Source organism: Nocardia sp. XZ_19_369, assembly GCF_015355715.1.
GTDB lineage: Bacteria > Actinomycetota > Actinomycetes > Mycobacteriales > Mycobacteriaceae > Nocardia.
Genome location: NZ_JACVED010000005.1, coordinates 286,250 through 310,566 on the forward strand (window position 1 = coordinate 286,250; position 24,317 = coordinate 310,566).

22 protein-coding genes are annotated in these 24,317 nt (G+C 67.5%); 10 read left to right on the top strand and 12 right to left on the bottom strand.

Features of this window, described 5'->3' with window-relative positions; all coding sequences use genetic code 11:
- Nucleotides 1-7: 7 nt before the first annotated feature.
- From IBX18_RS20235 to IBX18_RS20255, 5 genes are all read right to left on the bottom strand, one after another.
- The gene (locus IBX18_RS20235; RefSeq protein ID WP_147134264.1) at nucleotides 8-391 is read right to left on the bottom strand and encodes a polyketide cyclase / dehydrase and lipid transport; all 384 of its coding nucleotides are present in this window, start codon (nucleotides 389-391) and stop codon (nucleotides 8-10) included.
- Nucleotides 392-619: 228 nt separating this feature from the next.
- The gene (locus tag IBX18_RS20240) at nucleotides 620-1,747 is read right to left on the bottom strand and encodes a glycosyltransferase family 4 protein (RefSeq protein WP_194835169.1); all 1,128 of its coding nucleotides are present in this window, start codon (nucleotides 1,745-1,747) and stop codon (nucleotides 620-622) included.
- 75 nt (nucleotides 1,748-1,822) lie between these two features.
- Entirely contained in the window at nucleotides 1,823-2,818 is a 996-nt protein-coding gene (locus IBX18_RS20245; protein ID WP_194835170.1) for a hypothetical protein, read from the bottom strand.
- Nucleotides 2,819-2,901: 83 nt separating this feature from the next.
- A complete protein-coding gene (locus IBX18_RS20250) occupies nucleotides 2,902-3,930 on the bottom strand; it encodes an NlpC/P60 family protein (RefSeq protein ID WP_194835171.1) in 1,029 nt (342 codons plus the stop codon).
- Nucleotides 3,931-4,193: 263 nt separating this feature from the next.
- Nucleotides 4,194-4,766, bottom strand: coding sequence for a C40 family peptidase (locus IBX18_RS20255; RefSeq protein ID WP_194835172.1), 573 nt, complete (start codon nucleotides 4,764-4,766; stop codon nucleotides 4,194-4,196).
- Between the two features lie 619 nt (nucleotides 4,767-5,385).
- Between IBX18_RS20255 and IBX18_RS20260 the strand changes: the two genes are divergently transcribed.
- Both IBX18_RS20260 and IBX18_RS20265 read left to right on the top strand, forming a co-directional pair.
- Nucleotides 5,386-7,719 carry a DEDD exonuclease domain-containing protein gene (locus IBX18_RS20260; protein WP_194835173.1) on the top strand — a complete coding sequence of 778 codons (2,334 nt, stop codon included), beginning with the start codon at nucleotides 5,386-5,388 and terminating at the stop codon, nucleotides 7,717-7,719.
- Between the two features lie 4 nt (nucleotides 7,720-7,723).
- Nucleotides 7,724-7,999 carry an Lrp/AsnC family transcriptional regulator gene (locus tag IBX18_RS20265; protein WP_194835174.1) on the top strand — a complete coding sequence of 92 codons (276 nt, stop codon included), beginning with the start codon at nucleotides 7,724-7,726 and terminating at the stop codon, nucleotides 7,997-7,999.
- Between the two features lie 88 nt (nucleotides 8,000-8,087).
- On the opposite strand, the gene IBX18_RS20270 is transcribed toward IBX18_RS20265, so the two are convergent.
- The 3 genes from IBX18_RS20270 to IBX18_RS20280 form a co-directional block, all read right to left on the bottom strand.
- The gene (locus IBX18_RS20270; RefSeq protein ID WP_194835175.1) at nucleotides 8,088-8,375 is read right to left on the bottom strand and encodes a hypothetical protein; all 288 of its coding nucleotides are present in this window, start codon (nucleotides 8,373-8,375) and stop codon (nucleotides 8,088-8,090) included.
- A 173-nt stretch (nucleotides 8,376-8,548) separates the two neighbouring features.
- Nucleotides 8,549-9,610, bottom strand: a complete 1,062-nt coding sequence (trpD, locus tag IBX18_RS20275; RefSeq protein ID WP_194835176.1) for an anthranilate phosphoribosyltransferase — start codon at nucleotides 9,608-9,610, stop codon at nucleotides 8,549-8,551.
- Between the two features lie 82 nt (nucleotides 9,611-9,692).
- The gene (locus IBX18_RS20280) at nucleotides 9,693-10,121 is read right to left on the bottom strand and encodes a hypothetical protein (protein WP_194835177.1); all 429 of its coding nucleotides are present in this window, start codon (nucleotides 10,119-10,121) and stop codon (nucleotides 9,693-9,695) included.
- A 240-nt stretch (nucleotides 10,122-10,361) separates the two neighbouring features.
- Between IBX18_RS20280 and IBX18_RS20285 the strand changes: the two genes are divergently transcribed.
- The 6 genes from IBX18_RS20285 to IBX18_RS43445 all read left to right on the top strand — a co-directional run bounded on the left by IBX18_RS20285 (nucleotide 10,362) and on the right by IBX18_RS43445 (nucleotide 16,771).
- Nucleotides 10,362-10,973 (top strand): heme-copper oxidase subunit III, encoded by a 612-nt coding sequence (locus tag IBX18_RS20285; RefSeq protein WP_147134285.1) that lies wholly within the window; start codon nucleotides 10,362-10,364, stop codon nucleotides 10,971-10,973.
- A 58-nt stretch (nucleotides 10,974-11,031) separates the two neighbouring features.
- A complete protein-coding gene (locus tag IBX18_RS20290; protein WP_194835178.1) occupies nucleotides 11,032-11,895 on the top strand; it encodes a c-type cytochrome in 864 nt (287 codons plus the stop codon).
- 23 nt (nucleotides 11,896-11,918) lie between these two features.
- Nucleotides 11,919-13,154, top strand: coding sequence for a ubiquinol-cytochrome c reductase iron-sulfur subunit (locus tag IBX18_RS20295; RefSeq protein WP_228541436.1), 1,236 nt, complete (start codon nucleotides 11,919-11,921; stop codon nucleotides 13,152-13,154).
- Complete coding sequence (locus IBX18_RS20300) at nucleotides 13,151-14,764, top strand: ubiquinol-cytochrome c reductase cytochrome b subunit (RefSeq protein ID WP_194835179.1); 1,614 nt, start codon at nucleotides 13,151-13,153, stop codon at nucleotides 14,762-14,764. The genes IBX18_RS20295 and IBX18_RS20300 overlap by 4 nt, the downstream gene beginning before the upstream one ends.
- 233 nt (nucleotides 14,765-14,997) lie before the next feature.
- The gene (locus IBX18_RS20305) at nucleotides 14,998-16,305 is read left to right on the top strand and encodes an ATP/GTP-binding protein (protein WP_194835180.1); all 1,308 of its coding nucleotides are present in this window, start codon (nucleotides 14,998-15,000) and stop codon (nucleotides 16,303-16,305) included.
- Between the two features lie 193 nt (nucleotides 16,306-16,498).
- Nucleotides 16,499-16,771 carry a hypothetical protein gene (locus IBX18_RS43445; protein ID WP_373889210.1) on the top strand — a complete coding sequence of 91 codons (273 nt, stop codon included), beginning with the start codon at nucleotides 16,499-16,501 and terminating at the stop codon, nucleotides 16,769-16,771.
- A 47-nt stretch (nucleotides 16,772-16,818) separates the two neighbouring features.
- Here IBX18_RS43445 and IBX18_RS20315 read toward each other — a convergent pair whose 3' ends face one another.
- The gene (locus IBX18_RS20315; RefSeq protein WP_228541518.1) at nucleotides 16,819-17,340 is read right to left on the bottom strand and encodes a polyadenylate-specific 3'-exoribonuclease AS; all 522 of its coding nucleotides are present in this window, start codon (nucleotides 17,338-17,340) and stop codon (nucleotides 16,819-16,821) included.
- 173 nt (nucleotides 17,341-17,513) lie between these two features.
- On the opposite strand from IBX18_RS20315, the gene IBX18_RS20320 reads away from it, so the two are divergent.
- On the top strand, nucleotides 17,514-18,899 hold the full coding sequence (locus tag IBX18_RS20320; protein ID WP_194835181.1) for a class II 3-deoxy-7-phosphoheptulonate synthase: 1,386 nt from the start codon (nucleotides 17,514-17,516) through the stop codon (nucleotides 18,897-18,899).
- A 143-nt stretch (nucleotides 18,900-19,042) separates the two neighbouring features.
- Here the strand turns inward: IBX18_RS20320 and pknB are convergent, their stop codons facing one another.
- Nucleotides 19,043-21,022, bottom strand: coding sequence for a Stk1 family PASTA domain-containing Ser/Thr kinase (gene pknB / locus IBX18_RS20325; protein ID WP_306796331.1), 1,980 nt, complete (start codon nucleotides 21,020-21,022; stop codon nucleotides 19,043-19,045).
- Nucleotides 21,023-21,150: 128 nt separating this feature from the next.
- On the opposite strand from pknB, the gene IBX18_RS20330 reads away from it, so the two are divergent.
- A complete protein-coding gene (locus IBX18_RS20330) occupies nucleotides 21,151-21,516 on the top strand; it encodes an Rv2175c family DNA-binding protein (protein ID WP_107655130.1) in 366 nt (121 codons plus the stop codon).
- A 74-nt stretch (nucleotides 21,517-21,590) separates the two neighbouring features.
- Here IBX18_RS20330 and IBX18_RS20335 read toward each other — a convergent pair whose 3' ends face one another.
- Together IBX18_RS20335 and IBX18_RS20340 are read right to left on the bottom strand one after the other, a co-directional pair.
- Nucleotides 21,591-22,607: a phytoene/squalene synthase family protein gene (locus IBX18_RS20335; protein ID WP_194835182.1), complete on the bottom strand. Its 1,017-nt coding sequence runs from the start codon at nucleotides 22,605-22,607 to the stop codon at nucleotides 21,591-21,593.
- Nucleotides 22,604-24,187: an alpha-(1->6)-mannopyranosyltransferase A gene (locus tag IBX18_RS20340; RefSeq protein ID WP_228541438.1), complete on the bottom strand. Its 1,584-nt coding sequence runs from the start codon at nucleotides 24,185-24,187 to the stop codon at nucleotides 22,604-22,606. Before IBX18_RS20340 ends, IBX18_RS20335 begins: the two co-directional genes overlap by 4 nt.
- Between the last annotated feature and the right edge of the window lie 130 nt (nucleotides 24,188-24,317).

A 24,317-nucleotide genomic window follows, 5' to 3' on the forward strand; every position in this document is an offset into this window, starting at 1 on the left:
GAGAGCGTCAGGAGGCGTGGGCAGGTGCGACACCGGCCGGGCGACCTGCCTCCAGCCGGGATTTCAGTTCGAACGACATGGCGCGGCCTGCGACCCGGCGCGCGCGGTTGGCGGCGGCCGCGCGGCTGGCCGGCAGCGCGGGCTGCGGTTCGGCGTGCAGGAAGTAGTGCACGATGACGCCGTCCAGTGCGGGCTGCAGCCAGACCTCCATGGTGCCGTCCAGCGCGCCGGACACGGTCCAGCGGATTCCCTTGTCGCCGCGGTCTTCCCGGACGACCAGGGTCAGGTCCGGCCACCAGCGGCGCCAATTGTTCTGGGCCGCGAGGATATCGGCGACGGCGGTTCCCGGCGCGGCGACGAATGTCTGGTCGGCGACCTGGATAGTACTCACGACTCCACCTCGCTAGCGCTCGACGCACCCGCGTCCAGCGGCGCTGCGTCTATGCTTCGCTTCCTCACGCCGCTGAGCCTAATGGATGACCTGTCCCAGCGACGCCCTCGCTCCGCACGCCTTGCTGCACGCGGCCCGGGCTGTGGCCATCTGCTCGCTTCGTTCGGCGCGTCGTGCTCCGTGAGACAGGACTGACAGACCGCGGAACTCGAGGTCCCGGGTGCCTGCTCACCGCAGTAGGTGGCGGAGCCGGCCACCGTGGGAATCCCAGCGCCAGTGTTCCTCCACGAAGGCGCGACCCGCGGCACCCATCCGGGCGGCTGCGTCACGATCGGCGAGGATATCGACGAGCGCGTCGGTGATCTGCTGTGCGGAGCGGCCGTCCACGACGCGCCCGGTTTCCCCTTCGATAACGGTTTCCGGTGCGCCACCGGATCGACCCGCGACCACGGGCACGCCGGAAGCCGACGCTTCGAGATAGACGATGCCGAGTCCTTCGACGTCCAGACCCGCACCACGGGTGCGGCACGGCATGGCGAACACATCGGCCAGCGTGTGGTGGGCGGCCAGCTCACCGGAGGGGACGCGCCCGGTGAAGATGACGTCATCCTCGATCCCGAGGGCGACGGCGAGTTGGCGCAGCTTTTCCTCGTAGGGTCCGCCGCCCGCGATCACCAGCACGGCACCGGGGACGCGGTTGCGGATCTCGAGCATGGCGACGATCAGCGCGTCCTGACCTTTGCGGGGGACCAGGCGGGACAGGCACAGAATCGTCGGCCGGTCGTCGAGTCCGTAGCGATCGCGCAGTTCCGCGCGCGCGGCCGGGTCGGGCCGGAACTCGTCGGTGTCCACACCAGGCGGCAGATATTCCAGCGCGGCATTGCGCCCGAACGCCGATGCGAACCGGCCGCGGGTGTACTTGCTGACGTAGGTGACCACGTCGGTGTGCTCACCGATCTGACGCAGCGCCTGCCTGCCGCCGGGCAGCATGGACCAGCCGACCTCGTGCCCATGCGTGCTGGCCAGAATGCGCTCGGCACCCGCGCGACGCAGCACCGGCGACATGAGGGCGAGCGGCGCGGCGGCGCCGAACCACACGGTGTCGCACTTCTCGCTGCGCAGCAGGCGTGCGGCGCGGCGCATGACCAGCGGGGTCGGCAGCATCAGCGTGGTGGGATGGCGGACCACCTGGAATTTCTGCTTGGCATCGAACTTCAGATGGCTGTCGCCGCGCCAGCGGGGGGCGTAGACGACGAGATCATCCGGCGGCAGCTGCCCGGCCAAGGCCTGCAGATAGGACTGAATACCACCCGGCCGCGGCGGGAAATCATTGGTCACCAGCAGAGTTCGGGCCATGGTGACAACCTACTGTGTGCGATTTGCCGCGCCGCCGCGGCGTGTTCGTGGCCGCCGGGTGACTCGCGGTGCGGCTCAGATCGTCTGCGCGGACAGCCAATTACGCCAGTCGGCGATGAATTCGGTGCGTCTGAGGCCGAGCACGGTCTGCAGGATCTGATCTTCGGTGGCCGGGGTCTGGCGGGTGGCGGCGATCCGGCGGTAGAGCTCGACCAAGCGGGGTTCGTCGTATTTGTCGGCGATGTAGGCGCAGACGGACCAGGCTTGCTCGTAGGTGGCGGCGGCATCGGGGCCGGTGAAGCCGGCGTCGGCGGGGAGGTCGCCGGGGAGGGCGTGCAGCCGGGCCCGCGCGGTGAGGCTCGGGGCGATGTCGGCGAACGGGCGGCCCTGGTCGCGGTGGGCGGTGTAGTCGGCGAAACCTTCGAGCATCCACAGGGGTGCGCCGTCACGGGTGTCGGCGCGGGTGGCAATGTGGGTGAGTTCGTGGCGGAGCAGGGTGCGCAGACCATCGGGGTCCAGGCGGCGGCCCGCGTCGGGACTGAACACGATGCGCTGCCCGGTCGGGCGGGTGCCCGGCGCGAAGGGGTCGGCGACGGAGGCGGCGGCGACCTCGGTGGACATGGCGGCACCCGCGTGCACCAGGCCGGCGAACTCCGACGGGGAGGAGGCGACGACGACCGTGCTGGCCTGCGCCCAGTCCGTGCCCCACACCTCGGTGACCGCAGTGGTCGCGGCGGCGAGTTCACGCTCCAGGACGTCGATTTCGATGCGCTGTGCGGGATGGCCGACGACCAGGGATTGCTGTCCGTCGCCGGTGCTCACCTGGCGGGCGACGATCGGGCCGAACGGTTCGATGCTGCGGCGCACCTCGGCGAGTCGCGGGTCGGTGGCCGGAGCTTGGCCGACGGCGTCGGTCGCCTCTGCCGCATGCGGTTTCGGCAGTGCCGAGTTCGGCAGCATCACCAGCGCGCCGCAGAGACCGGTCAGCGTGACCACCATCGCGACGGTGAGGCAGAACTCGAATCGTCGCCGCGCCGACCACCACTCGCGAAGGCCCCGCAGCCCACTCATGACTCCACCTCGTGACGTGCGCCCGCAGCCGAGACCACCCCGGCGGGGGAAGGGTTGGACAGGTCATGTCCATTCATAGGTGTTCAGTATCGCCGAGCGGAGTTGTACGGCGTGGTGCTCATCGGTGCCACGGCGACCGGGACACCGAAGGTGGAGGCGTGCAACATGAGTCCGTTGCCCGCGTAGATGCCGACGTGGGAGATCTCGGGGTAGAAGAACACGACGTCGCCGGGTTGCAGATCGTCCTTGGCGACGGGCGTGCCGTAGGACGCCTGCGCCGAACTGGTCCGCGGCACGTTCTTGCCGACCTGTTTGAACGCCCACTGCACGAGGCCGGAGCAGTCGAACTGGTTCGGGCCGGTCGCACCCCAGACGTACGGGTCGCCGATGCGGGTGAGGCCTGCGGCCAGGGCGCTGGTGCCGCTGCCGGGGACCAGACCTTGCAGCAGGGTGTCGCGGTCGAAGCCGGGCGGGAAGGGCGAACCGGCCAGCGCGGACTTGTCCTTGGTGGACAGCGAGCCCCACGCCTGCACCACCTGCGCGATGGCGCCGCCGAGGTCGCTGCGTTTGCGTTCCAGGTCGGCGCGCACCGTGTCGGCCTTCTGGGCGGCCGCGTGGGCTTCGTCGGCGGCTCGGCGCGCGACGGTCTCGGCCGCGTCGGCGGCGTCGGTCGCGACCTTGTACTGGTCCAGCTGTGCGGAGGTCTGCGCGGCGAGCACGTCCAGGGTGGACATCTGGTCGAGCAGTTGCTGCGGGGAATCGCTGACCAGCACCGCGAACAGCCGGTTGGTACGCGCGCCCTGGTAGGCGGCGATCGCGGTGCGGTCGATGATCGGCTGGTACTTGCGGACCTCGTCGCGGGCCCGGTTCACCAGCTCGGTGCTGGCGGCCAGCTTGGTGTCGGCGTCCTGCTGGATCGCGAGCTTGGCGTCGAGATCGGTCTGCGCGACGAGGGCCTGCTCGTTGAGCTGCTCGGACTGGCGCGAGAGGTCGATCATCCGCTGCACGGCCTCGCTGGCTGTGTTCGGCAGCGCCACCGGATCGGCGCCGGCCGGACCGCCACCGTAGAGGGCGGTGGTGGCCAGCACTCCGGCCGCCAGGACGCCGCCCATGAGACGTCGTGTGCCATGTCTCCGGTGTGCTGCCACAGCGTGCCGTGCCCCGCTCTCTGGTGAAACGATCTCTCTGGAACCGACGATCTGACCGACGAGCGCCTTCCTCGCGAAACGAGGTTTGCGAACTGCGTGCCTCGGGTAATTCGAGAAGGTCTCGATTAGGTTACGGAACGGCCGGTGTCTGTGTCCAGTAGAGAACGAAATGATCACAGCGGCCGTCCGGTGGTCGGGCCGCGACGTACGGCCCGACCAGCGGTTCGTCAGAAGCGACGGGCTCCGGCGACCGGCATCGAGGAGATGGGTGCCACCTGCACGGGCGTGCCGGAGGTGGCCGCGTGCACCACGTTGCCGTCGCCGGCGTACAGGCCGGAGTGACCGCCGCCGTAGAACGACACCAGGTCGCCCGGCTGCAGGTCGTCGACCGACACGGGGCTACCCGCGGACAGCTGGGCGCCGCTGGTGCGCGGCAGCTCCAGGCCGGCCTGCTCGTAGGACCACTTCACCAGGCCGGAGCAGTCGAAGGCGTTCGGGCCCGCGGCGCCGTACACGTACGGGGCGCCGAGCTTGCTCATGGCGGCGTCGAGGGCTTCCTCGCCGACCGTGCGCTTCGGGGCGACGAACGGCAGCGGCGCCTGGCCGGGCAGCTCGACGCCCGGGATGCCCTGCGGGATCTGGATCTCGTTCGGCACCTCGAAGGTGCCGATACCGGGGATGGTCACCGGCTGCGCCGATGCGGGGGCGGCCGGAAGCAGGAACGCGCCGATGGTGGCAGCGCCGACGGCCCCGGCGGCGACGGCACGCTGCGCCGAACGCTTGACGGATTTGGTCGTCATGATGCGGTACTCCCAATCTGCCCCACGACGCCGCACCCTGACTGGTGCCGCGGACTTCGTGTCGTTCGCACCGAGTTGGTGCGTCGGACTCCGTGAGGTCTCGAAAAGGTTACGAACACATCACGGGGGTTTGTAAAGCTCGGCTCCGGCGAAATGCGTGGGCACGCGTGAATTGATGCTTAATCAGTGTGAGATATGTCCCAGCAATCACGAAACGATAACGAAGCGCTTTTATGGACGAGCGTCCCGGTCGCTATCTCGGTCAGCGATGCCATGGCCGATCGGCGGTCCGGCGTGTACCGATTGGACATTTCCCCAGGTCGCTCCGTTCATCTCGCCGACATGTACGGGTCGGGGATCTGCCGGTCGGCCAAACCGCTGTGATGGGTCACAGCGAGCGGGAAGCGGCCCGCCCGGGCTGCTCGACACGCCCGAGCGATTGATACGGTTTATGCAACAATGTGAGGTGTGTCACTTTTTGGCGTTCTAGATCATTTCCTGGGTATCTCGACGTAAATACGCACGGTGTAATTCGGACATTTGCTGAGGTTTTCGTGTGCGCCGAAGCCTGCCCGCGCGAGCCCCGTCCTTGTCGGACCCTCCGCCTACGCTCCAGCCCGTGTCCGACCCCGCGCCACGCAAAGCCGCCGCTCAGCAGTTGGTCTTCGACGACCTCGACACGCCGCTGTTCGACACCACCTTCGTCGTCGTCGACCTGGAGACCACGGGGACCAGTCCGGGCGCCGACGCGATCACCGAGATCGGCGCGGTCAAGGTACGCGGTGGCGAGGTGCTCGGCGAGTTCGCCACCCTGGTCAACCCGGGACGGGCGGTGCCGCCGGCGATCGTGCAGGTCACCGGGATCACGACGGCCATGGTGTACGCGGCACCCACCATCGCGTCGGTGCTCCCCGGTTTCCTCGAATTCGCCTCCGGTGCGGTGCTCGTCGCGCACAACGCGCGGTTCGACATGGCGTTCCTGCGCGCCGCCGCGGCCGCCTGTGACACCGCGTGGCCCACCGCGACGGTGTTGTGCACCGTGAAGCTGGCCCGGCGGGTGCTCGGCCGCGACGAGGCGCCCTCGGTCCGGTTGAGCGCGCTGGCCCGGCTGCTCGGTGCGAGCACCCAGCCGACGCACCGGGCGCTGGACGACGCGCGGGCGACCGTCGACGTGCTGCACGCGCTGATCGCCCGGGTCGGCAATCAAGGCGTGCACAGCCTCACCGAGTTGGTCGACTACCTGCCCGACGTCACCCCGCGCCAGCGCGCGAAACGGTTCCTCGCCGCCGACATGCCCGCGAGTCCCGGCGTGTACCTGTTCCGCGGCCCGACCGACGAAGTCCTCTATATCGGTACCGCGGTGAATCTGCGTCGCCGCGTGCGCAACTACTTCACCGGTTCGGAGACGCGCGGCCGGATGAAAGAGATGGTCGCCCTGGCCACCCGGGTCGACCATGTGGTGTGCGCGCACGCGCTGGAAGCCGGTGTGCGCGAGCTGCGATTGCTCGTCGCGCACACGCCGCCCTACAACCGCCGCTCCAAGTTTCCGAAGCGGGCCTGGTGGATCACGCTCACCGACGAGCCCTTCCCGCGATTCTCGGTCGTTCGCATGCCGAACCGAGATGCGCTGGGGCCGTTCAATTCTCGCGCCGACGCGGCCGAACTGGCGCTGATCATCGCCGAGTACACCGGCTTGCGCACCTGCGCCACGCGGCTGCCCAGAAGCGGTGTGCACGCCTGCCCGCCGGCGGTCGTCGGCGGCTGTCCGGCGGCCGTCGCCGGGACTCCTATTAATACAGAGGAATACGCACCCATCCCCGCGCGTGTTCGTGCCCTGTTCGCGGGTTACTCCGACGCCCCGCTCCGCTCGATGCTCGACCGCATCGAAACCTACTCCCGCGCCGAACATTTCGAAGCCGCCGCCCGCCTGCGCGATCGCGTCGTCGCCGTCATCCGCGCCCTGCACCGCACCCAGCGCCTCGCCGCCGTCGCCCGCATCGCGGAACTGATCGCCGCCCACCCGGACGGCGCAGGCGGGTGGGAGTTCGCGGTCATCCGCTACGGCCGCCTCGCGGGTGCAGGGACTGCGCCCCGCGGCGTGCCACCGATGGTCGTCGTGGAACAGATCGTCGCCTCCGCCGAAACCGTCATCCCCGAAGGAGGGGTGGGGGCCGGGATTCAAGAGCAGATCGCCGACCTCTCGGCCGAGGCGAGCTCCGCCTCCAGCGACGGAGCGACCGCACCCCACACCGCCGCACCATCGCCTCCCGAATCGGCGCCGACAGCCTTGCCGCCTGCCGAGCCGGGGCCCGCCGCGCTCCTGCCTGCTGAATCGAGGCCTGCCGCGCTGCCGCCTGCCGAGCCGGGGTGCGCCGCGCTGCCGGCTGCTGAATCGGAGCCTGCCATCCTGCCGCCTGCCGGGCAGGGGTCCGCCGGGCTGCCGGCTGCTGAATCGGAGCCTGCCGCCTTGCCGCCTGCCGAGCCCGGGCCCGCCGTCTTGCCGCCTGCCGAGCTGGGGCCTGCCGATCTGCCGCGTGCTGAATCGGGGCCTGCCGTCTTGTCGTCTGCTGAATCGAGGCCTGCCGCGCGGCTGTCTGCCGAGCCGGGGCTTGCTGCCTTGCCGCCAGCCGAGCTGGGGCCTGCCGATCTGCCGCCTGCCGAGCCGAGGCTTGCTGCCTCGCCGCATGCCGAGCCGGAGCTCGACGCTGCGCCGCCCATCGCACCGGAGGATTGGGTGCCGGTGAATGTGCCGCCGTTGCGGGGAGCCTCGCCGGAAGAGGCGGCACTGGTGGCTCGATGGTTGGCGCGGGCGGGGGTGCGGATCGTGCGGACGAGTGAGGGGTATCGGGAGCCGAGATTCGGGGCGGGGCGGTGGTTGGGGTGGGCGGAGGTGGCGGATGCGGCGGCGCGGACCCAACCCGCTGAGGAGGAGTACGTTGACCGCTTAGGCTGAGCGCATGATTACCGCGATCGTGCTCATTGACGCCGACAACGGCCGCATTCCCGAGACCGCGCAGGCCGTGGCGGACACCGAAGGTGTTGCCGAGGTGTATTCCTGCGCAGGCGATGTGGATCTGATCGCGATCGTGCGGGTGCGCGACCACGAACAGATCGCCGACGTGGTGACGGGCCGGATCGACAAGGTCGACGGTGTCGCCAGGACCACCACCCACATCGCGTTCAAGTCCTACTCCAGCGCCGACGTGGAAGCCGGGTTCTCGCTGGGGGAGTAGCCCCACCGAGCCATGGCCATGGCCGGTCGCGAAGTCGCTGCGATATGTCTGCGCGCCTTCGTGACCGGAGGGCACACCGTCGCGCAGATCAGCTGCGCACCATCGACTTGCCGGTGAAGGTCCCGCTCGCACGACCTGCGAGGATCCCGGAGGCAGCGCCCATGCATTGGGCGTTCATGTAAATGGTCACCACACGGTCGCTGTTGTTGACGAACTTGCGCGGGGAGTTGGCGCCGAGATCGATGCAGCCGGACTGCCCGCCGTAGTCGGTGCCGTCGACGAGCAGTTCGCCCTCCGTCGCACCTGCCGTAGGGGCCGCGACACACAGGGCCACCACCGAAAGCACCCCGAGTGCGACACGCACGCTGTGTTTCATGCTGCGCTCCTCGTCGGTCGAGGCCGGTCGACGCGGGGCTCGCGCCGAGTCGGCCATGAGACGTACCGCTTCAGCTAACGCTCTAACCACATCTTATTCCCTGTGGCTATCGCTGCGAGCAAGTCTTTGAGACCCGGTCCAATCGGCTGTGAACCTGAACGCAGCCGACGTGGTCAGCGATTGCCGAGCGTGACGGTCAACTTCGCCCAATTGTCGAGCAGCGCAGCCGCCTTACCCGAATCAATGGCCTCGGCAGCCCGCTCGATGCCCCCAGCCAGCGCGTCGTGCACGTCGGCCGCGTAGTCGACGGTCCCTTGGGACAGGTCATAAGCCACGATGGCCGCAGCCGAGTTCACCAGCACCGCGTCCCGCACCGCACCGGCGGTTCCGGCGAACACACTCCGCGCCACACCGGCGTTGACCGCGGAGTCGCCGCCACGCAGCGCCTCCAGCCCGACGCGCGCGATGCCGAGGCGCGTCGGATCGATGGTGGCTTCCCGCATCTGCCCACCGGACACCACCCACACCGCGGTCGTGTCGGAGGTGGTGATCTCGTCGAGCCCATCGTTGCCCCGCACCACCAGCGCACTCGCCCCGCGCCCGGCGAACACACCCGCGATCACCGGAAGCAGATCGGCGAACGCACACCCGACCAGCCCGGCGCGCGGCTGCGCCGGATTCGTCAGCGGCCCGAGCACATTGAAGACAGTAGGAATGCCGATTTCCTTGCGCGCCGCACCCGCGAAACGCAGCGCGGGATGGAACACCGGCGCGAAACAGAACCCGATGCCGACCTCGCGCACACAGCGCGCCACCGCCTCCGGCCCCAGCGCCAACCGCACCCCGAGCGCCTCCAGCACGTCGGCGCCGCCGCTCTTGGACGAGGCGGCGCGATTGCCGTGCTTGACCACCGGCACCCCGGCCGCGGCCACCACGATCGAGGACATGGTGGAGATGTTCACCGAACCGGATCGGTCACCGCCGGTACCGACGATGTCGACCGCGTCGCCGTCGATCCGCACCAGCCTGGCGTGGTCGAGCATGCCGGTGGCGAGGCCGGTCAGTTCGGCGGGTGTCGGGCCCTTGATCTTCATGGCGACCCCGAACGCCGCGATCTGGGCCGAGGTGGCGTTGTCCGACATGATCTCGTCCATCGCCCAAGCGGTGTCGTCCGCGGCCAGGTCGCCACCGTCGGCGAGGGTTCCGAGCACCTGGGCCCAGCTGCGCACGCTCATGTCTTGCTTCTCCCGTCACACTGGTTTCACACCAGTTTGTCGCGAAGCAGCTTACTGCGCGCCGTCGGGGCGGAGCCCGTCCTTAAAGTTGTTCGCCGGTGGCCCGCGGTTGCAGCGCGTCCCAGCCGTCGGCCGTCCCGTCGTGCCGCTGCGCCAACCCCGCCATCCGCGACCGCTCCTGCGAACAGTGCAACGCGTCGAGCACCTGCACCCGCTGCAGAATCACCGTCTCCAGCGCATCGGTCCCCGGCCCGCCGACCCGCGGCGCCGGCGCGTACCCGTCCTGCGCCGCGATCGCGCACACCGCCTCGACCTGCGCAGGCGGTATCCGCAGATGATGGCGCAGCACCGCTTCCGCATCCGGCGTCAGCTCGCTCGCCCGCGCCAGAGCCGCCGAACAAGCCTCGGCGTCATCGAAACTCGCCGCGACCACCACCAGATCCGCCCGGCTCGGATCCAGCGGCGCCGGACCGCCCCGCCCGAACCATCGACGCCATCCACGCGCTGCCACATCGCCTCCATCTCAGCTTTTACTTACGCACACCTGTCATGCTGTGCTCCGGCTACCTGTCGGCACGCGGACCCCGACCGGTAAACACGTCCCGACCGACGCCGCCACACCACGAGCGGGCCCGCTCCAACACGCCGAGCCCTGGTCGAGAGGCTGTCTGTCCGTGGGTTTTCCGACACGGAGGCACAAGTTTCGCACCCGGGTACTTGTGTCGTACTACGACGAGTCATACTTACCCCCGTGACGACCGCAGTAGGGACCCCCGGATCGGCCATTACCCAGCGTGTGCACTCGCTGAATCGGCCCAACATGGTCAGCGTCGGTACCATCATCTGGCTGTCCAGCGAGTTGATGTTCTTCGCCGGCCTCTTCGCGATGTATTTCGTCGCGCGCGCCCAGGCGCATGGTGTCTGGCCGCCGGAACCGACCGAGTTGAACCTCAAGCTCGCCGTGCCGGTCACTACCGTGCTGGTCGCGTCGTCGTTCACCTGCCAGATGGGCGTGTTCGCCGCTGAGCGGGGCGACGTGTTCGGCCTGCGCCGCTGGTACGTGGTCACCCTGATCATGGGCACGATCTTCGTGCTCGGTCAGGGCTACGAGTACATGAACCTGGTTCACGAGGGCACCTCGGTCTCGAGCAGCGCCTACGGCTCGGTGTTCTACATCACCACCGGTTTCCACGGTTTGCACGTCATCGGCGGTCTGATCGCGTTCGTGTTCCTGCTGATCCGCACCAAGGTCAGTAAGTTCACCCCCGCGCAGGCGACCGCCGCGATCGTCGTCTCGTACTACTGGCACTTCGTCGACATCGTGTGGATCGGGCTGTTCGCCACGATCTACTTCGTCCGCTGAGTCGGGCATACCTCAGTCTTTTGCACACGTCGGTTCCGTCTACTCCAAAGGGACACAGATGAGTTCATCTCCCCCGTCAGCGCCAGAGCCCGCAAGCAACGGGAACGGCGAGGCCAGCAAGACACGCAGGCAGCGCCGCGTTCGCCGTCGCATCGCGGGCGGGCTCGCGCTGTTGGTGGGCCTCGTCGGAGCAGGCTTCCTGGCAGCGGCTTTTACGCCGGACCCGCAGGTCGCGACCGCGAACCAGGATTCCTCGGCGCTGATCCGCGAGGGCCAGCAGCTCTACGACACCTCCTGCATCACCTGCCACGGCGCGAACCTGCAGGGTGTGCAGGACCGCGGCCCCAGCCTCATCGGTGTCGGTGAGGCCGCCGTCTACTTCCAGGTGTCCTCCGGTCGCATGCCGATGGCCCGCAACGAGGCCCAGGCGATCCGCAAGCCACCGAAGTTCGACGAGCACCAGACCGACGCGCTGATGGCGTACGTGGCGGCCAACGGTGGCGGCCCGAGCGTGGTGCGCGACGCGAACGGCGAGATCGCCCAGGAGTCGCTGCGCGGCCCCGACATCGCCCGCGGTTCGGAGCTGTTCCGGATGAACTGCGCCTCCTGCCACAACTTCACCGGTCGCGGCGGCGCGCTGTCCTCCGGTAAGTTCGCGCCTCCGCTGGAGCCGGCGAACGAGCAGCAGATCTACGACGCGATGCTCACCGGCCCGCAGAACATGCCGAAGTTCTCCGACCGGCAGCTCTCGCCGGAAGAGAAGCGCGACATCGTCGCCTACGTCATGAACGCGAAAGAGGAGAGCGCCCCCGGCGGCTGGGACCTCGGCGGCTTCGGACCCGCGACCGAGGGTCTGGTCATCTGGGTGATCGGTATCACGACAGTTGTGGGTGCCGCGATTTGGATCGGTTCGAGGTCATGACGGATAAGAAGGAGCCAAACGACATGGGTCGGCCGGATGAGGGCCACGACGGCGAGCCGTCGAACGTATCCACGGGCCACGGTTCCCACGAGGTGGTCGCCGGCTCCGACGGCCACGCCGTGGCGGAGTCCGACAGCCACGCGCTGAAGAAGGACTACACCGAGGCCGAGCTCGACGCGATGACGCGCGACGAGCTGGTCAAGCTCGGCACCGAGCGCGACGGCGTCGACGTCGCCTACCGGCGCCAGCGCTTCCCGGTTGCGGGTACCCGCGCTGAGAAGCGCGCCGAGCGCGCGGTCGCGTTCTGGTTCGCCGTCTCCGGCATCGCCGCGGCGGCCCTGGTCGGCGTCTACCTGTTCTGGCCCTGGCAGTTCAAGCCCGCCGACGACGAGGGGCACACGGCCTACTCGCTGTTCACCCCGCTGGTCGGTGTCACCTTCGGTGTCTCGGTGCTGGTCATCGGTGTCGCGGTGGTGTTGATCCGCAAGCTGTTCATCCCCGCCGAGCTGTCCATCCAGGACCGCCACGACGGCCCGTCGCCCGAGGTCGAGCGCCGCACGCTGGTCGCCGAGCTGCAGGACGCGCTGGACACCTCCACGCTGGCCCGCCGCAAGCTGATCACGCGCACCGCGGGTGCCGGCGTCGGTGTGCTCGGTATCGGCGCGCTGCTGGTGTTCGTCGGCGGCATGGTGAAGAACCCGTGGGCCAAGGGCGACAAGTCGCCGCTGTGGGTCTCGGGCTGGACCCCGGACTTCCCGGGCGAGACCATCTACATCCGCCGCGACACCGGTCGCCCGGAGGACATCGTGCTGGTCCGCCCCGAGGACATGGACGCGGGCGGCATGGAGACGGTGTTCCCGTGGAAAGAGAAGTGGCGCGGCGACGAGCACGCCACCCTGCAGTCGCTGCGCGGTATCCGCAACTCGGTCATGCTGATTCGCCTGCGCACCGAAGACGCGCAGAAGGCGATCAAGCGTAAGGGCCAGGAGAGCTTCAACTACGGCGACTACTTCGCCTACTCGAAGATCTGCACCCACCTCGGTTGCCCGACGTCGCTGTTCGAGTCGCAGACCAACAAGATCCTCTGCCCCTGCCATCAGTCGCAGTTCCTGGCGACCGAATGGGGTAAGCCGGTCTTCGGTCCCGCCGCTCGCGCACTGCCGCAGCTGCCGATCACCGTCAACTCCGAGGGCTACCTCGTCGCCAACGGCGACTTCATCGAGCCGCTCGGCCCGGCCTACTGGGAGCGTCGTTCATGAGTATCGCAACCCAAGCCAACGAGATGGACGAGCGGTATCAAGCCGCCGCGTTCATGAAGCGGTCGATCAACAAGGTCTTCCCGACCCACTGGTCGTTCCTGCTCGGTGAGATCGCGCTGTACGCGTTCATCATCCTGCTGCTGTCGGGTGTCTACCTGACGCTGTTCTTCGACCCGTCGATGACCGAGGTCGTCTACAACGGCTCCTACCAGCCGTTGCGTGGCGTCACCATGTCGCGGGCCTACGAGACCTCGCTCGACATCACCTTCGAGGTGCGTGGCGGTCTGTTCGTCCGCCAGGTGCACCACTGGGCCGCGCTGCTGTTCGCGGCGTCGATCATCGTGCACCTGTTCCGCATCTTCTTCACCGGCGCGTTCCGCAAGCCGCGTGAGGCGAACTGGGTGATCGGCTCGCTGCTGCTGATCCTGGCCATGTTCGAGGGCTTCTTCGGTTACTCGCTGCCCGACGACCTGCTGTCCGGCACCGGCCTGCGGGCCGCGTTCGGCGGTATCACGATGAGTATCCCGATCGCGGGCACCTGGATGCACTGGCTGATCTTCGGCGGGGACTTCCCCGGCACGATCATCATCCCGCGCCTCTACATCGCGCACGTGCTGCTGCTGCCCGGCATCATCCTCGCCTTGATTGCCGCGCACGTGGCGCTGGTCTGGTACCAGAAGCACACCCAGTTCCCCGGACCGGGCCGCACCGAGAACAACGTGGTCGGCGCCCGCATCATCCCGGTGTTCGCCGCCGACCAGGGTGCGTTCTTCGCGTTCACCCTCGGCATCGTCGGCATCATGGGCGGTCTGTTCCAGATCAACCCGATCTGGAACCTGGGCCCGTACAACCCGTCTCAGGTCTCGGCGGGTTCGCAGCCCGACTTCTACATGATGTGGACCGACGGCCTGGCCCGGCTCATGCCGCCGTGGGAGCTGTACCTGGGTCGCTACACGGTGCCCGCGGTGTTTTGGGTGGCGCTCATCATGGGCCTGGTGTTCACGGTGCTGATCATGTACCCGTGGATCGAGAAGCGGCTGACCGGCGACACCGCCGGGCACAACCTGCTGCAGCGTCCGCGTGACGTGCCGGTCCGTACCGCGATCGGCGCCATGTCGATCGGCTTCTACGTGGTGCTCACCCTGTCGTGTGTCAACGACATCGTGGCGCTGAAGTTCGACATCTCGCTGAACGCGACCACCTGGATGGGCCGCATCGGCATCCTGGTCGTGCCGCCGGTCGCGTACTTCGTGGCGTACCGGTTCTGCATCGGCCTGCAGCGCGCCGACCGCCAGGTGCTCGAGCACGGCATCGAGACCGGTGTGGTCAAGCGACTGCCGCACGGTGAGTACATCGAGGTGCACCAGCCGCTCGGCCCGGTCGACGACCACGGCCACCCGATCCCGCTGGAGTACCAGGGCGCGACCGTCCCGAAGAAGATGAACAAGCTCGGTGCCGCAGGCAAGCCCGGCACCGGCAGCTTCCTGCGCCCTGACCCGTGGCAGGAAAGCGAGCAGCACTTCGAGACCGAGCACGCCGAAGAGCACAAGCAGCTCGAGGTGCTGCAGGCGCGTCAGGAGAAGGAACTCGGTGGCAAGCACAACCACTGACAGCTGAACACCAAAGGCCCCGAGTCGGTTTCGACTCGGGGCCTTTGCTTTTGGTCTACAACCGCGGTGTGCTGCGGTAGATCGGTTCGCCCTGCGCGTCGACGGCGGGATGCTGACTTACGGTATGGGGTATCGGCATATGCAGATTGAATAGAGCGCCGATTTTGTCGATCTTGTACGAAATAACGTGTTTGTACGCTGCTATCCAGCAATTTGGTGCGTAGGATGTAGTTGTGTTGATCCGATTCGAAGTCGCCAACTTCCGATCGATCCTCGACCGGGCCGAGCTGTCGATGGTGGCGGTCGATCGCGATCGACCGGCCGCGCGTGAGGCGGCGATGCTGGGTGAGTACCTCCTCACTGCTGCCGGAATCTACGGCCCCAATGCCTCGGGCAAGTCCAACGTGCTGGCCGCACTGCGGTGGATCCGCGACGCGGTCAGGACATCGGTGCGGGTATGGGACGAGTCGATTCCCATCGAGCCCTTCGCTTTCGGCGACGGCCCAGGTCGATCGACCGAGTTCGCCGTCGAGATGCTCGTGCACGACGTACGTTTCGAATATCTGGTCGAGTTGGATCGTGAGCGGGTCCATTACGAGGCTCTGTTTCATTATCCGGAAAAGAAGCGTCGACGAGTCTTCGAACGTGAGGGCCTGAAGCTCACCCTCCAGCGCGGCTTGGGTGACCTTGCGGGCGCTCGGCAGCTGCTGACCGACAGAACCCTTGCGCTTTCCGCTGCCCGGAGATTCGATGACCCTACGGTGTCCAGCTTTGCGAATGCCTTGCTCGATATGAGGACACGCGGGGTTGCGGCGATGTCTCGCAGCATGGCTTTCGCCATCAATCGAGACAAGCCGACGGACTGGTGGTTCGATTCGAGCCGGGGCTTCGACATGGGGAAGAATCTCTTCGCGGATGCATTCGACGAGATCGAAAGCGAAGATGGCCTCGACGCCGAGCATGAAAAAGATCGACGCGAAGCTTTGGCATTGCTGCGCATGGCTGATCTCGGGATCGAGGATGTGCTGTTCGACGAAGAACATCATGTTCTTTCGACAGGAGAGGTCCGAACACGCAGGCGCCCGCGTCTCGTGCACCGTTCGTCTACCGAATTCGCCACTCTCGATTTCGCAGCAGAATCGGCCGGAACCCGTAGCTGGTACGAGCTGATCGGGTTGTTGCTGAGCACGCTTCGGTCAGGTTCGATGCTCGTGCTGGACGAGATCGACGCCAGCTTGCATCCGACCCTGTCGGCGCAGCTGATCCAGCTGTTTCACGATTCGGCGACGAACCCGAGGGGGGCCCAGCTGATCTTCACCACGCATGACACCAGCCTGCTCAATCATCTCAACCGTGACGAAGTGTGGTTCACCGAGAAGTCGGGTAGCGGAGCGACCAGGCTCGGCGCGCTTGCCGAGTTCGCCGGCGAACGGGTACGTAAGTCGCAGAACCTGGAGAACGCCTACCTGCACGGGCGCTTCGGTGCTTTGCCCGACGTCGACAGAGCCGAACTTCTTCGTGCTCTCGGCATGATCGCCTGATCGGCGTGGCCGCACGACGCAAGCCCGCGCGACCGCTCGGGCGCAGGATCGGTACTCGCTCAGAATTTCGTACCATCTTGATCTTCTGTGAAGGCATCAACACGGAGCACGATTACCTGAAGGCCGTCAAAAATCTTCCGCATGTGCGCATGGTGTAGGGCTGGCCATCTCGAATCCTTGCTTCGAGCTCTGGTTGATCCTGCACCATCGAGACCACAATGCGTATATCGATACCAAATGTGCTGAAAGCGACAGCAGAAAGCTCGATCGCCGTGCGGGAAAGCATATAGAGGCGACGGCTGTGTATATGCCGTTGCGAATGCACGCGGCACGCCGAGCCGCAGTGCTCGCGCAGCGTCATGCGAGCAACGGCAACACGCTGCCGGACGACAACCCGTCGTCATCGATGTACGAGCTACTTCGCACGCTCGAGCGGTCGCAAGAACACTCCGCGACTGATAGCTGAAAGCAAAGGCCCCGAGTCGAAAACGACTCGGGGCCTTTGCTTTAAGTCTATAAGCGGGGTGTGCTGCGGCGGGAAGCTTCGATAGCCTCGAACTTGGCCAGGTTGTGGCGGGCGTCGGCTAGGGCATCGTGTGCGTCCGGGGGGACGGGGGGTAGTTCGGGGCGGCCGTGGGCTTCCCAGTGCTGGCGCAGTTCGTTGGTGTAGCGGGGGAAGGCGGTGGGGAGGTCGACCATGGAGCCCCAGAGTTGGCACAGTGCCACATGGTCGTAGGCGCCGACCCAGGCCCACAGCTCGGGTACCACCGACGAGCGCGGCACGAGGAACTTGTACAGGTCGTCGCGGATCTGCTTCCTGCTGCGCCACAGCGGCGAGGACGGCGACGGCAGCTGCGGCAGCACGTGCCTGCGCACCCATGGGCCGGCCCGCTCGGGATCGAATTCGGTGGACACCGCGTAGTATTCGCGCCCGTCCTCGCACACCACACCGATGGAGACCAGGTCGATGACGACCCCGTCCTCGATGAATTCGCAGTCGTAAAAATATCGAAGCGAGATCGGTCTACTCCTCAGCAATTCGGTATGGCGCCGGATCTGTCGGGCGTGCTTCCGAACAATCACCCTATGTGGAATAGGGGCCGGATCGGCAGCCGGGCTCGGATCCGCGGGCCGATCAGCAGGGTGGTGGGCGGTACCACCCCTATGGTGGGTACCGGCGGCGTCCGAGTGGTCCGTATTCTGAACGGGTGAACTGGACCGTCGACGTACCGATCGATCGCCTGCCGGAACTGCCGCCGCTGCCCATCGAGTTACGCAGGCGGCTGGACGAGGCGCTCGGCCGCCCCGCGCTACAGCAGCCGTCGTGGGATCCAGGACAGGCGGCGCAGATGCGCACCGTGTTGGAGAGCGTGCCGCCGATCTGCGTGCCCGCCGAGGTCGAGGAGCTGCGCGAACAGCTGGCCGAGGTGGCCCGCGGCGAGGCGTTCCTGATGCAGGGCGGCGACTGCGCCGAGACGTTCGCCGACAACACCGAGCCGCACATCCGCGGCAACATCCGCACCCTGCTGCAGATGGCGGTCGTGCTCACCTACGGCGCCAGCCTGCCGGTGGTCAAGGTGGCCCGCATCGCCGGCCAGTACGCGAAACCGCGTTCCTCCGACACCGATTCGCTCGGCCTCAAGTCCTACCGCGGTGACATGGTCAACGCGCTGGTCGCCGACGCCGCGCTGCGCGAGCACGACCCGTCCCGGCTGGTGCGCGCCTACGCCAACGCCAGCGCCGCGATGAACCTGGTGCGCGCGCTGACCGGCGCCGGCATGGCCGACCTGCACAAGGTGCACGACTGGAACCGTGACTTCGTCGCCAAGTCGCCCGCCGGTGCCCGGTACGAGGCGTTGGCCGAGGAGATCGACCGCGGTCTCGCGTTCATGACCGCCTGCCGGGTGAACGACCCGAGCCTGAAGCAGGCCCGCATCTACGCCAGCCACGAGGCTCTCGTGCTCGACTACGAGCGCGCCATGCTGCGTTTGAGCGAGAACGCCGCGGGCGAGCCGGTGCTCTACGACCTGTCCGCACACTTCCTGTGGATCGGCGAACGGACCAGGCAGCTCGACGGCGCGCACATCGCGCTCGCCGAACTGATCGCCAACCCGATCGGCCTGAAGATCGGCCCGTCGACCACCCCCGAGATGGCGGTGGAGTACGTCGAGCGGCTGGACCCGAACAACGAGCCCGGCCGGCTCACCATCGTCTCGCGCATGGGCAACGGCAAGGTCCGCGACGTGCTGCCGCCCATCATCGAGAAGGTGCAGGCCACCGGACACCAGGTGATCTGGCAGTGCGACCCCATGCACGGCAACACACACGAGGCGTCCACCGGCTTCAAGACCCGCCACTTCGACCGCATCGTCGACGAGGTGCAGGGCTTCTTCGAGGTGCACCACGCGCTCGGCACCCACCCCGGTGGGCTGCACATCGAGCTCACCGGTGAGGACGTCACCGAGTGTCTCGGTGGCGCGCAGGACATCTCCGACCTGGACCTGTCCGGTCGCTACGAAACCGCCTGCGACCCTCGTCTGAACACCCAGCAGTCGCTGGAACTCGCCTTCCTCGTCGCCGAAATGCTGCGCTGAGCAAGGGGTTTCGGACCGGCTGAGCAGTCGTCCGTGTCCCGGTGGTCGTCCGGGACCGGATGGTGGCAGCCGACGCTCGACGTGGTGACCGAACCCCACAGGGGCGCTGGGGGAGTGGCTGTAGCAGCCGATAGCGTTTGTGCCTAAGGCAGGGCGACCAGCGAGACGGTGTTGCCCGACTCGATGTTGGCGCCGACGCCCGGGGTCTGCGAGACGATGAGTGAACTGTCGCTCGCCACAAGCTGTTTCACCTCTACCTGCACACCGAGGGATTGCAGCTTGGCTCGTGCGTTGGCGACGGTCCAGCCGCGCACATCGGGCATCTTCAGCGCGTTGGAGACCAACAGGGCGACGCCGTCACCGGATTGGATGGTCGTCCCCGCGACCGGGTCGGTGCCGATCGCCTTGTCCGCTTCGATGCTGCGATCGAACTGAGACCTGGTCTCGCGCACCGCGATACCGGCGGCGGTGAGGATCTTGGTGGCCTCGTCGGCCGACTTGCCGCGCACGTCGGGCACCTTCACCGGCTGGGAACCCTTGCTGCGGTACACCTTTACCTGCGCGCCCATCGGCAGGACGACGCCGGGACCGGGATCGGTCTTGGCGAGCGTCCCCTTCGGCGCGGTATTGCCGACCTCACCGGAGTCGACCGGCTGCAACCCCGCGTCGCGAATCAGCTGATTCACCTTCGTGATCGGATCACCCGGCTGTACATCGGGCACCTTCGGCTTGCCACTGGAGATCAGGACCGCGACCGTCGAACCCTTGGTGACCCGCGACCCCGCCGACGGATCGCTGCCGACCACTCCGCCAACCGGCACCACATCGGAAGCCTTCTGCCGGAGCTCGGTCTCGAACCCGGCATCCCGCAGCGCCGCGATCGCGCGGTCGGAATCCATTCCGGCGATCGCCGGCACGGGGGAGTATCGGCCGACGCCGAGCCACCAGCCGCCGACACCGACGACCAGCGTGAGAATTGCCACAATGGCCACCCACGCCCACGTCGTACGGCGTGACCTGGTGCGGTCGGGCGCGTAGGCCTGATACGGCGAGGCCGCGTGCTGCTGCCGCACCGGCTGCTCGTCGTAGCCGTCGGGCGGACCGTAATCCACTCGCGGACGCGGCGCGGTGACCACCTTCGTGTGCTGCACCGTCGGCGGCGTGTAGGGCTCGGGCGCGGGCATCGCCGCGGCCTGCTGCGGGGGCGGCGTGGCCACCTTGAAGCTCGCGCTCAAATGCTCGGCCGACTCCTGCGGCGCGGGCACCCGGTACGGCGGCAGGTTCAGCTTCGCGCCGATGTGCCGCAGCGCGGCCGCCATCTCGTTCGCGTCGGCGAACCGGTGTGCGGGCTCGCGCGCGGTGGCTTTCGCGACCAACTCGTCGAACTCCGGCGGCACACCCGAGATGAACCGGCTCGGGCTCGGCACGTCGTTCTCGATCCGCTGATACGCCACCGACAGCGAGGTATCGCCGGTGAACGGCACCTTCCCGGTGAGCAGCTCGAAGATCAGCACGCCGAACGAGTACACGTCGCTGCGCGCGTCGGCCGTGCCGGTGGTCACCTGTTCGGGGGACAGGTAGGCGGCAGTGCCGAGAATCACGCTGGCCGACGTCGTATTGGCCGCCGCGACCGCGCGAACCAGGCCGAAATCGGCGATCTTCACCTCGCCCGCGTCGGAGATCAGCACGTTCTCCGGCTTGACGTCCCGGTGCACCAGCCCCGCCGAATGCGCGACACCGATCGCGGCGAGCACCGGCTCGGCCACCGCGCGCACCGCGTGCGGCGGCATCGGGCCGCGCTCGCGCAGCAACTCGCGCAGCGTGCCGCCCTCGACCAACTCCATGATCAAGAACGGATACTCACCGTCGACACCCTGGTCGTATACCGCGACCAGCGACGAATGCTTCAACTTGGCGACCGCGCGGGCCTCGAACTCGAAACGCGACAGGAACTGCGGATCACCGGCGAACTTCGGGTCCATCACTTTGATGGCCACCGGCCGGTCCAGGCGGGTGTCGACGCCCCGGAAGACCATCGACATGCCGCCGCGGGCGATCGGCGCATCGATCCGATAGCGCCCTTCCAGCATCTGGCCGATCAATTGATGTCCTCCGGCTTTCACAAAGTTCTCACCCCTCGCGGTTCGTCCCACAAGCGATCGACCGCCCCGTGCGGCCCTCACGATGGTATCGACCAAACGCACCCGGGTGTCTCACGACTTGCTGCGAGCGACCGTCTACCGTTATCCGCGTGAGTGCATTTCCCTGCAGTGATGATGTCCTTCCGGAGTCCGTGGCACTGCTGCCGCTGCCCGAGGTGGCCGACAGACTCGGGCTCGTGGTGACCCGCGTCCATCAGATGCTGCGCGACCACCAACTACTCGCCGTCCGCCGCGACGGCGTCGTGAGCGTCCCCGAACGATTCTTCGACGACGAAGGCGTGGTCAGGTTCCTGCCCGGGCTGATCACCGTGATGAAGGACGCCAAGTACACCGACGAGGAGATCCTGGAATGGATCTTCACCGAGGACGACAGTCTTCCCGGTACGCCGGTCGACGCGTTGCACGGGCCGCTGGCGCGGGAGGTCATCCGCCGTGCCGCCGCAGACCCGTTCTGAGTAAGCCGCGCACATAGATCAGAGTCATATGGTCGCTGAACGATCCAGACCAGCGACCATATGACTCTGGTCGTTTACGCGCCCCTCCGGGCAGCAGCGGCGAAGTTCCACGCGGCCACACGGAGGCGGTGGTGGCGGGGGACGACCGCGCGGTGGCTGAAGACGGCGTAGTCGGCGGCTTCGATGCGGTCGAGGATGTTCGCGTAGAGGACCGCGGCGGTGCGGATGGCCGGGCGGACTCGTGGTTCGAGTAGGTCGATGCCGGGTTCGGCGTTGCGGTAGATGTCGCGGTTGATCGCGATGAGGTGGGCCAGAGCTCGGCGGACTCGGGGGTCGGTGCGTTGGGTGTTGCGGCAGTGCACGAGTAGGTCGTGGTCTACGCCGAATGCGGCGAGCTCGTCGGCGGGCAGGTAGACACGGCCGCGGTCTAGGTCTTCGGCTACGTCGCGCAGGAAGTTGGTGAGCTGGAACGCTTCGCCGAGGGCGGCGGCGGGCGGTTCGGCTTCGGCGATCGGGCAGACGGTGCCGAGGACGGGTAGCACCTGGAGGCCGATGGCGGCGGCTGAGCCGGTCATGTATTCGTGCAGGTCGGTCATGGTGGCGTAGCGGTCGCGGAAGTGCGCGGTGCCGGGGACGTCCATCCGCATGGAGTCCAGGAACGTCCAGAAGTGCTGTGCGCCTACGTCGTAGCGGTGGATGGTGTCGGCGACGGCGAGCAGGATCATGGAGCGCGGGTGTCGATCCTGATCGGGCACACCGAGTTCCAACGTGACCCGCAGCTGCTTCTCGATCAGATCGAGCTCACCGGCCGGGCCGTGCTCGGGTAGTTCGTGCTCCCGCACAACCCCCGGATAACGCTGTGCGACATCGGTTTCCGCATGGTCGACGATGTCGTCCACCATCCGGGCGAACGCATACAGCGCATGCACCGCGGGCCGACGCTCCGCCGACAGCAACCGTGTCGCCAGAAAATAGGTCCGCCCGTGCTCAGCCGCGATCCGCTTGCATTCGCGATACGCCTGCGCGAGCTCGGTGCTGTGCCGGCTTGCGGCGTACGGCCGGCCCGCAGCGTGCGGCCCGCCGCGGTTCATGACCGAGCGTGCGTGGCCGGGTCGATGCTCGGCGGTGTGGCCCGCAAGCGCAGTGGGTCGACCTTGCGCAGGGACATCGCGGCCACCACGGCGGCGAAGGTCGCCAGGGCGACGTGCATGAAGCTGTACAACCCGATCGAGCCGTCCGGTTGGAACACCAGCATCAGCCAGGTACACAAGCCGACCAGCACCATCAATGTCGTGGTGGAGAGCGCGAATCCGGCGGCGAGCGCCAGCGGCCACGAGTAGTACCAGGGCAGTGCGGCGGGGGAGAGGATGACGATCCCGACGAACGCGATCAGGATGCCGAACACGGCCTCGCGCTCGCTGTGCCGGAAGCGCCACCAAGCCCACACGAGCACGGCCACCAGGGCGACCGCGCAGATCCCCCTGGTCACCGCGAGGACCTTCCCGGAGTCGAACGAGGTCACCCAGCCGACCGCGTGCATCATGATCGTCGGTAGCGACAGCCAGTTGATGATCTTCTTCGACCCGGACAGCGCGGTGAGCCAGCCGATGCCGACGCCCGCGATGGCCGAGGCGGCCACGAAAACCAGGGCGAACACGGTCAGTCCGAGCCCGGCGATCTTGGCGAACATCAGCGCGGGGTGGGGCATGTCCTCGGTGGGTTTCGCCGCGTCGTGCGGTTTCTCGCTCTCCGGCAGGTTCTCCGGGTCGCGCCCGGCGCGCTCCGCGGCCCGCTTCTCGCGTTCGTGCAGCATCCAGATCCACACTAGGAACGGCAGCGCGATGCCTGCCGTCGCCTTGATCGCGACCCCGATGGCGACCACCACGATGCCCGCCACGTGGTGGCGTTCCAGCACCAGCGCGATGCCCGCGCACATCAGCCCGACCATCAGCATCTCGTTGTGCACGCCGCCGAACAGGTGGATCAGCACCAGCGGGTTGAGCACGGCGAGCCACAGTGCGACCGTGGGCTTGCCGCCGAGGTGTTTGGTCAGATAGGGCACCGCCCACATCATCAGCGCGAGGCCGGGCAGCATCACCAGCCGCATCGCGATGGTGCCCGCGACCACGTTGTCACCGGTGATGGTGGTGATGCCGCGGCCGAGCAGCAGGAAGATCGGGCCGTACGGCGCGGTGGTGAGCTTCCACACCGGGCTGACATTGTCGAGCAGCACGCCGGGGTTCTTCACCGGCGCGTCGACGTAGGGGTCGTAACCGTCGCGCAGCAGCGCGCCCTGCGCGAGATACGAGTAGACGTCCTGGCTGAACATGGGCACCGCGAACAGCAGCGGCGTGATCCAGATGCCGACGATCGCGCGTAACTCGTTGAGCGTCACGCCCGCATCGAGCCGGTCGCCCTTGCCGATGGTGGTGCGGCCGAGGCGCACCCACGCGGTGATCATCAGCAGCACGCCGATCCAGATCACGATGGTCGAGAGCGCGTACCCGTGGCCGAACCGTAGCCAGGACAGGTGCAGCGCCTCGAGAATCGGGTCGCGCTTGCGCGTGCTGCCCGCGCCGAAGCCACCGAAGGTGATCATGATCGCGCCGTAGAAGCCGAGCATCGCGGCGTGCCCCTCGGGGCTGCGCAGGAAGACGGCGACCGTGCGCATCCACGACCGCACACCTGGTGGCTCGGCAGTGGCCGATTCGCGCTTCGCTGCGGTGTTGGGTGCTCGGCCGGTGATTTGTGTCAATGTGGCCTCTGCGGCGCGCGTTTCGGGGGATGCCATCTGGTGTCGG

What these genes read in the sequence shown, in the direction of transcription:
- IBX18_RS20240 (WP_194835169.1), bottom strand. Translation starts at nt 1,747, where the DNA reads ATGGCCCGAACTCTGCTGGTGACCAATGATTTCCCGCCGCGGCCGGGT.
- IBX18_RS20245 (WP_194835170.1), bottom strand. Translation starts at nt 2,818, where the DNA reads ATGAGTGGGCTGCGGGGCCTTCGCGAGTGGTGGTCGGCGCGGCGACGA.
- IBX18_RS20250 (WP_194835171.1), bottom strand. Translation starts at nt 3,930, where the DNA reads ATGGGCGGCGTCCTGGCGGCCGGAGTGCTGGCCACCACCGCCCTCTAC.
- IBX18_RS20255 (WP_194835172.1), bottom strand. Translation starts at nt 4,766, where the DNA reads ATGACGACCAAATCCGTCAAGCGTTCGGCGCAGCGTGCCGTCGCCGCC.
- IBX18_RS20265 (WP_194835174.1), top strand. Translation starts at nt 7,724, where the DNA reads ATGATTACCGCGATCGTGCTCATTGACGCCGACAACGGCCGCATTCCC.
- IBX18_RS20270 (WP_194835175.1), bottom strand. Translation starts at nt 8,375, where the DNA reads ATGAAACACAGCGTGCGTGTCGCACTCGGGGTGCTTTCGGTGGTGGCC.
- trpD (WP_194835176.1), bottom strand. Translation starts at nt 9,610, where the DNA reads ATGAGCGTGCGCAGCTGGGCCCAGGTGCTCGGAACCCTCGCCGACGGT.
- IBX18_RS20290 (WP_194835178.1), top strand. Translation starts at nt 11,032, where the DNA reads ATGAGTTCATCTCCCCCGTCAGCGCCAGAGCCCGCAAGCAACGGGAAC.
- IBX18_RS20295 (WP_228541436.1), top strand. Translation starts at nt 11,919, where the DNA reads ATGGGTCGGCCGGATGAGGGCCACGACGGCGAGCCGTCGAACGTATCC.
- IBX18_RS20300 (WP_194835179.1), top strand. Translation starts at nt 13,151, where the DNA reads ATGAGTATCGCAACCCAAGCCAACGAGATGGACGAGCGGTATCAAGCC.
- IBX18_RS20335 (WP_194835182.1), bottom strand. Translation starts at nt 22,607, where the DNA reads ATGAACCGCGGCGGGCCGCACGCTGCGGGCCGGCCGTACGCCGCAAGC.
- IBX18_RS20340 (WP_228541438.1), bottom strand. Translation starts at nt 24,187, where the DNA reads ATGCGCACGGTCGCCGTCTTCCTGCGCAGCCCCGAGGGGCACGCCGCG.